At 68.7% G+C, this 4,593-nt stretch carries 5 protein-coding genes and 2 pseudogenes; 3 read left to right on the plus strand and 4 right to left on the minus strand.

The window, feature by feature from the left end:
• Nucleotides 1–148: 148 nt before the first annotated feature.
• On the minus strand, nt 149–1,240 hold the full coding sequence (locus tag AC2VOP_RS15420) for a hypothetical protein (protein WP_486961795.1): 1,092 nt from the start codon (nt 1,238–1,240) through the stop codon (nt 149–151).
• Between the two features lie 108 nt (nt 1,241–1,348).
• Between AC2VOP_RS15420 and AC2VOP_RS15425 the strand changes: the two are divergent.
• Both AC2VOP_RS15425 and AC2VOP_RS15430 read left to right on the plus strand, forming a co-directional pair.
• A pseudogene (locus tag AC2VOP_RS15425) lies at nt 1,349–1,631 on the plus strand (type II toxin-antitoxin system RelE/ParE family toxin).
• Nucleotides 1,632–1,641: 10 nt separating this feature from the next.
• Nucleotides 1,642–1,935 carry a HigA family addiction module antitoxin gene (locus AC2VOP_RS15430; protein ID WP_486961796.1) on the plus strand — a complete coding sequence of 98 codons (294 nt, stop codon included), beginning with the start codon at nt 1,642–1,644 and terminating at the stop codon, nt 1,933–1,935.
• Nucleotides 1,936–1,989: 54 nt separating this feature from the next.
• Here AC2VOP_RS15430 and AC2VOP_RS15435 read toward each other — a convergent pair whose 3' ends face one another.
• The 3 genes from AC2VOP_RS15435 to AC2VOP_RS15445 all read right to left on the minus strand — a co-directional run bounded on the left by AC2VOP_RS15435 (nt 1,990) and on the right by AC2VOP_RS15445 (nt 4,058).
• Nucleotides 1,990–2,301: a type II toxin-antitoxin system PemK/MazF family toxin gene (locus AC2VOP_RS15435; RefSeq protein ID WP_486961797.1), complete on the minus strand. Its 312-nt coding sequence runs from the start codon at nt 2,299–2,301 to the stop codon at nt 1,990–1,992.
• Nucleotides 2,298–2,603, minus strand: coding sequence for a hypothetical protein (locus AC2VOP_RS15440; RefSeq protein ID WP_486961798.1), 306 nt, complete (start codon nt 2,601–2,603; stop codon nt 2,298–2,300). Before AC2VOP_RS15440 ends, AC2VOP_RS15435 begins: the two co-directional genes overlap by 4 nt.
• A gap of 138 nt (nt 2,604–2,741) precedes the next feature.
• A complete protein-coding gene (locus AC2VOP_RS15445) occupies nt 2,742–4,058 on the minus strand; it encodes a PGRS repeat-containing protein (protein ID WP_486961799.1) in 1,317 nt (438 codons plus the stop codon).
• 246 nt (nt 4,059–4,304) lie between these two features.
• Between AC2VOP_RS15445 and AC2VOP_RS15450 the strand changes: the two are divergent.
• Nucleotides 4,305–4,593: pseudogene (locus tag AC2VOP_RS15450) on the plus strand (DNA alkylation response protein); the annotation flags it as partial.

Here is a 4,593-nt window from a genome sequence, read left to right on the forward strand (position 1 = left end):
CCGCGTCAAGCGAGCCGGGCAGTGACCTGGTGGCACCTCGGGTGCATCAACGCCTCATCCAAAAGCGCTGACCTCAGGAAGGTAGTCCAGTGAGCCGAGTGCGGGCCGGCCAGACGGCGGTGACGAGCACACCGCAGTCCTGCGCGCCTCAAATGTGGTCGTGGCGCAGGAGGTCTTCGACCAGTGCGCGGGATCGCGGCGGGATGTCGACGTCTGGGAAGAAGCGCTCGATGATGGGCCACACCGCGGCCGCGGTGGTGATGCCGAGGTGGCGCAGCAGGAAGCGGAGGTCGTCTGCGTCGCGAACCGCCCGCGCGGCAAGGACTTTCATCGCCAGGAGGTGATCCGGCGGGGTGGCGACCACTTGGAGGTAGGGGTGGTCGAAAACGCGATTGCCTTCGCCGGGTGTGCGGGAGGCGTAGCCGGCGGCTTGATTGTTCAGCCAAGTGGTCGGCCAGTTGTGTTCGGCGGCGATCTCGCCGATGGCGGCGACCATCGGCCCGTCGGGCTCGAACTGGGCGTCGATGTCGCGGGTGGCGACTCGGGTGGGGTCGTAGGCCAGGATCATCGCCGCGCCGCCGTAGACGTGGACATGGCCGACGATGTTGCGGCGCTGGAGTTTCGCAGCCAGCTCGGTGAAGGCGCTCCGCAGTGCGGTGGCGTCGAACAGTGGCTCGGGCATGGGGGTGGCTCCGTCGTGGGTGAGGTCGTGACGGTCAAGGTAGATGCCGCGACGCCGGAATGCCGCCGGCGTCCACACCAGGGCGTGGGTGCGAGCCGACGGCAGGGTGGCGACCCACCAGGCGCGGGTGAGGAATCGGTCGACGGTGACGCTCCACAGCGGCCCGGCCAGGCCGTAGCGGGCGGCGAGGTGCTCCGCTGCGGCGCCCAGCAGCGCATCGAAGCGCGGGTCGCCGGTCAACGGTGGCTCGGCGGTGGTCAGCGGCAGTGCGGCGGGGCCCGCTTCGTCGGCGCCGCGGGCGAACTCGAAGAACAGCCGCAGCCGGGTGGCGTCGTCGCCGGGGTGGTCGGCCATCGCCCCCGCGGTCTCGGCGAGGGTTGCCGCGGGTGCGGTTGGTTTGAGGTCGGTGCGGGCTCCTTGTCGACGGCACACGGCGCGAATGTCGTCGGCCGAGTAGCCGCTGACCCGCCGGATGTGGCGATTGGACAAGATTCCGCGGGCGCGAGCGGGTGTGACGCCCCAGTGCTGCGCGGCGTCGTCGACGGTCCATAACTCCACCACCTCAACATACGCGCGTTCAGTATGGAGGTTCAGTCCGTATTGAGGAATGGCTAGGCCTTTAACTTAACGTGTGGCGTTATTGACGTATCGCGTTATCCTTGCGAGGTGATCAGGTCATTCGCTGACCGAGATACCGAGCGGCTGTGGGCGCGCGAGCGTGTGAGGTCGATCGATTCACGGATTCAGCGGGTGGCGATCCGGAAGCTGGCGTACCTCGATGCGGCACCGAGCCTTCACGCGCTGCGTGTTCCGCCGGGAAACCGTCTTGAAGCGCTCAAGGGGAGGGCGACGTGGTCAGCACAGCATCCGGATCAACGACCAATGGCGGCTTTGCTTTCGATGGACTGAAGCGGGCCCCGAAGATGTTGAGATTGTCGACTATCACTGAGGTGAGATGGATGGACAAGCACGCGCCGGTGCATCCCGGAGAGGTCTTGCTGGAGGACTTCATCGAGGGATTCGGCATCACGCAGCACAAGCTCGCGCGGGCGATCGGCGTACCGCCACGGCGAATCAACGAGATCGTGCACGGCAAACGCCGGATCAGTGCCGACACCGCGCTGCGGTTGGGCCGCTATTTCGGGATCGAAGACCAGTTCTGGCTCAATCTGCAGAACCGTTACGACCTAGAGGTCGAACGCGACAGCATCGGCGAGGCGCTCGACCGGATTCAGCCGCTCCAGACGGCATAGCAGGACGGTCCGGATAGCTGCTACTCCCTTCTCGGTAGGTTCACCGGACTGGACTCAGGGCAGCGCGATCCGCAGGGCTTTGCTGATCTCCTGCATCGTCGTCGGCGACAGGACGCCTAGTGATTCGGTGAGTTCGTCGTGGTAAGGCTGCACGATGTCGTCGACCAGGACGACCGCGACGAGCGGGTCCGCAGAGGTCAGCGGCACGACCGTGGGCACGTGCTGATTTTTGTCCGTCGTCGTGATTCGAGCCGCTAGCACCGTGTCGAGGTTTCTGTTGCGGGAGTTGTTGCTGAGGATCACCCAGGGCTTTGGGCCGTGCCCGAGGTCCACGCGGTATACCTGGCTCCGCATCCCGCGATTCACAGATGGGCCTCGGTCCGGCGGATGTAGCGGTCCCGGGCCGCCTGCCGCTCGGCACGGCCTGGTTCACTGTTGAACTCCGCCGCCAACTGGGCATACCCCGCGTCGAGAAGCTGTTCGCGCAGCGCTTCGGCCCCGGCCTGAAGCAGTGCGCGCAGCGCGCCGGCCTCGGACTTGATGTCGGCCTGGCCTCGTTGGCCTGCCCAACGCCGCAGCACCTCGAACGCAGCCGAGCCTTCGGTGAGGTACGGCGCGAGCGCGGCTTCGTCGGCGTCTTTGAGGATCAGACTCACTCGCTTACCCATGATGCACAATCTACATCGAAATTCAGCGCACAATCATGCGTATGACGTCGCTCGTCGTCGGTGATTCGAGGCGCTCACACCAACAGCGCCGAGTCGACCCTCCCGTTCACGCAGGCCGGCGATAGGACGCTTCAAGCGTCAACCGGCCGGGCCGGCCGCGCCGGTCGCGCCGGTCACTCCCGCCGTGCCGGTGGTGCCGATCACACCGGCCGTGCCGCCTTGGCCGACGATGACCGTCGCGCCGGCCCCACCGCCGGCACCGGGTGTACCGGCAGCACCGCCTTCCCCGCCGGTGCCGCCAGCGCCGCCGGTCGGATATTCGGGGCTGCCCGCGCCGCCGGTGCCACCATGACCGCCGTCACCGCCGTTGCCGGCCGCGCCGCCGTCCCCGCCGTTGCCGCCCTGGCCCAGAAAGCCGCCGGTGCCGCCGGTGCCGCCGGCCCCGCCCTGGCCGCCTGTGGCGCCGGGGCCGCCTTCACCGCCAGTTCCGGCGGCAACAGCCGTCGACGCGGCGCCGCCGGTGCCGCCGGTGCCGCCGACACCGCCGTTGCCGGCCCCGCCGCCGGCACCGCCGTCGCCGCCGTCGCTGAACAGCAGCCCGCCACGCCCCCCGTCCCCGCCGGCCCCGCCGGAACCGGCGACGGCGCCCTCCCCGCCGACCCCGCCCGTGCCGCCTGGGGTGGTGGCGTCGGTGCCGGCGATGCCGACGCCACCCGCGCTTCCGGCGCCGCCGTCACCGCCGTTGCCGCCCAGACCGAACAACTCCCCGCCAGCACCGCCGTTGCCTCCGGCAGCGCCGGCGTAAGAGGCGGTGATGGCGGAGCCGCCGTCACCGCCGTCACCGCCGTTGCCGATGAGAAACCCGCCGTTGCCGCCGACCCCGCCGGCCGTGCCCGCCCCACCGTCCCCGCCGGCACCGCCGTTGCCGATCAGCCCGGCATTCCCGCCGTCGCCGACGGCCACGCCGGGCGTTGTGGAGCTGTAGCCGGCACCACCGTCGCCGAAGAGGAGCCCGCCAGCACCGCCAGTGGGGTCCGCCTCCGTTCCCACAGCGCCGTTGCCGATTAGATCGACGCCAAGCAACGTGGCGGTGGGAAAATTGATCACATTGTCGATTGCCGAACCGATCGGGCTGGTGATCCAGGCCTGGCCGAGGTGGTAAAACGGCAGATAGAGCGCCTGGACCAGGGTGTTCGCGAAACTGGGATCGGCGGCCGCCATGGTGCCAGCCGCATCGATCGGCAACGACGGCACGGCGAAACCGGCCAGGGGATCCCCCAGCACCGGATCAGTGGAACCGACCAAACCCGCGAGCGGGTCGATCACAGGCTGGGCTACCTGGGCTAGGGGGTCGATGACGAGCTCGACGATGTCGGCGTGGGCGGTGGACAAGGTGGTCAGCGGGGCCATCGCCGCCGCCAGAACCGCACCGGCAGCCGTGCCCAGGCCGATCATGCGGCGATGCCGACGTGTCTTGGCGGGGCATGACGTGCGATGTCGCGTGCGGCAATCCTGAGCCATCGTCGGGCCTTTCTGAAATCCCCGGTCAGCGTTGGTTAAAGCAGCCATGACGATACCCGCTGAGCGGCCTGCCCGCGCCGCCCCAGGAAATCTCCCCGGCATCGAATCAGGCCCTGGCGTTGACGAGGCCCTTGCGTTACAGCTCTTGTGCAATTGTCGAAAATCTGTAATATCGGTGGCATGCCCGACACTCACATCGTCACCAACCAGGTTCCCCCGCTGCACGACGACAACCCGGCGTCGTCGCCGGTGCTCATCGAGTCGCTGATCCGCGAGGGCGGAGGTTGGGGCGTCGACGAAGTCACCGAACTCGGCGCCATCTCCGGTTCCCGCCAAGCCCAGCGCTGGGGCGAGCTGGCCGATCGCAACCGGCCGATCCTGCACACCCACGACGCCACCGGCCACCGCGTCGACGAGGTCGAGTACGACCCCGCCTACCACGAGCTGATGCGCACCGCGATCGGCCACG

It is taken from the genome of Mycobacterium sp. TH-M106 (assembly GCF_057473765.1).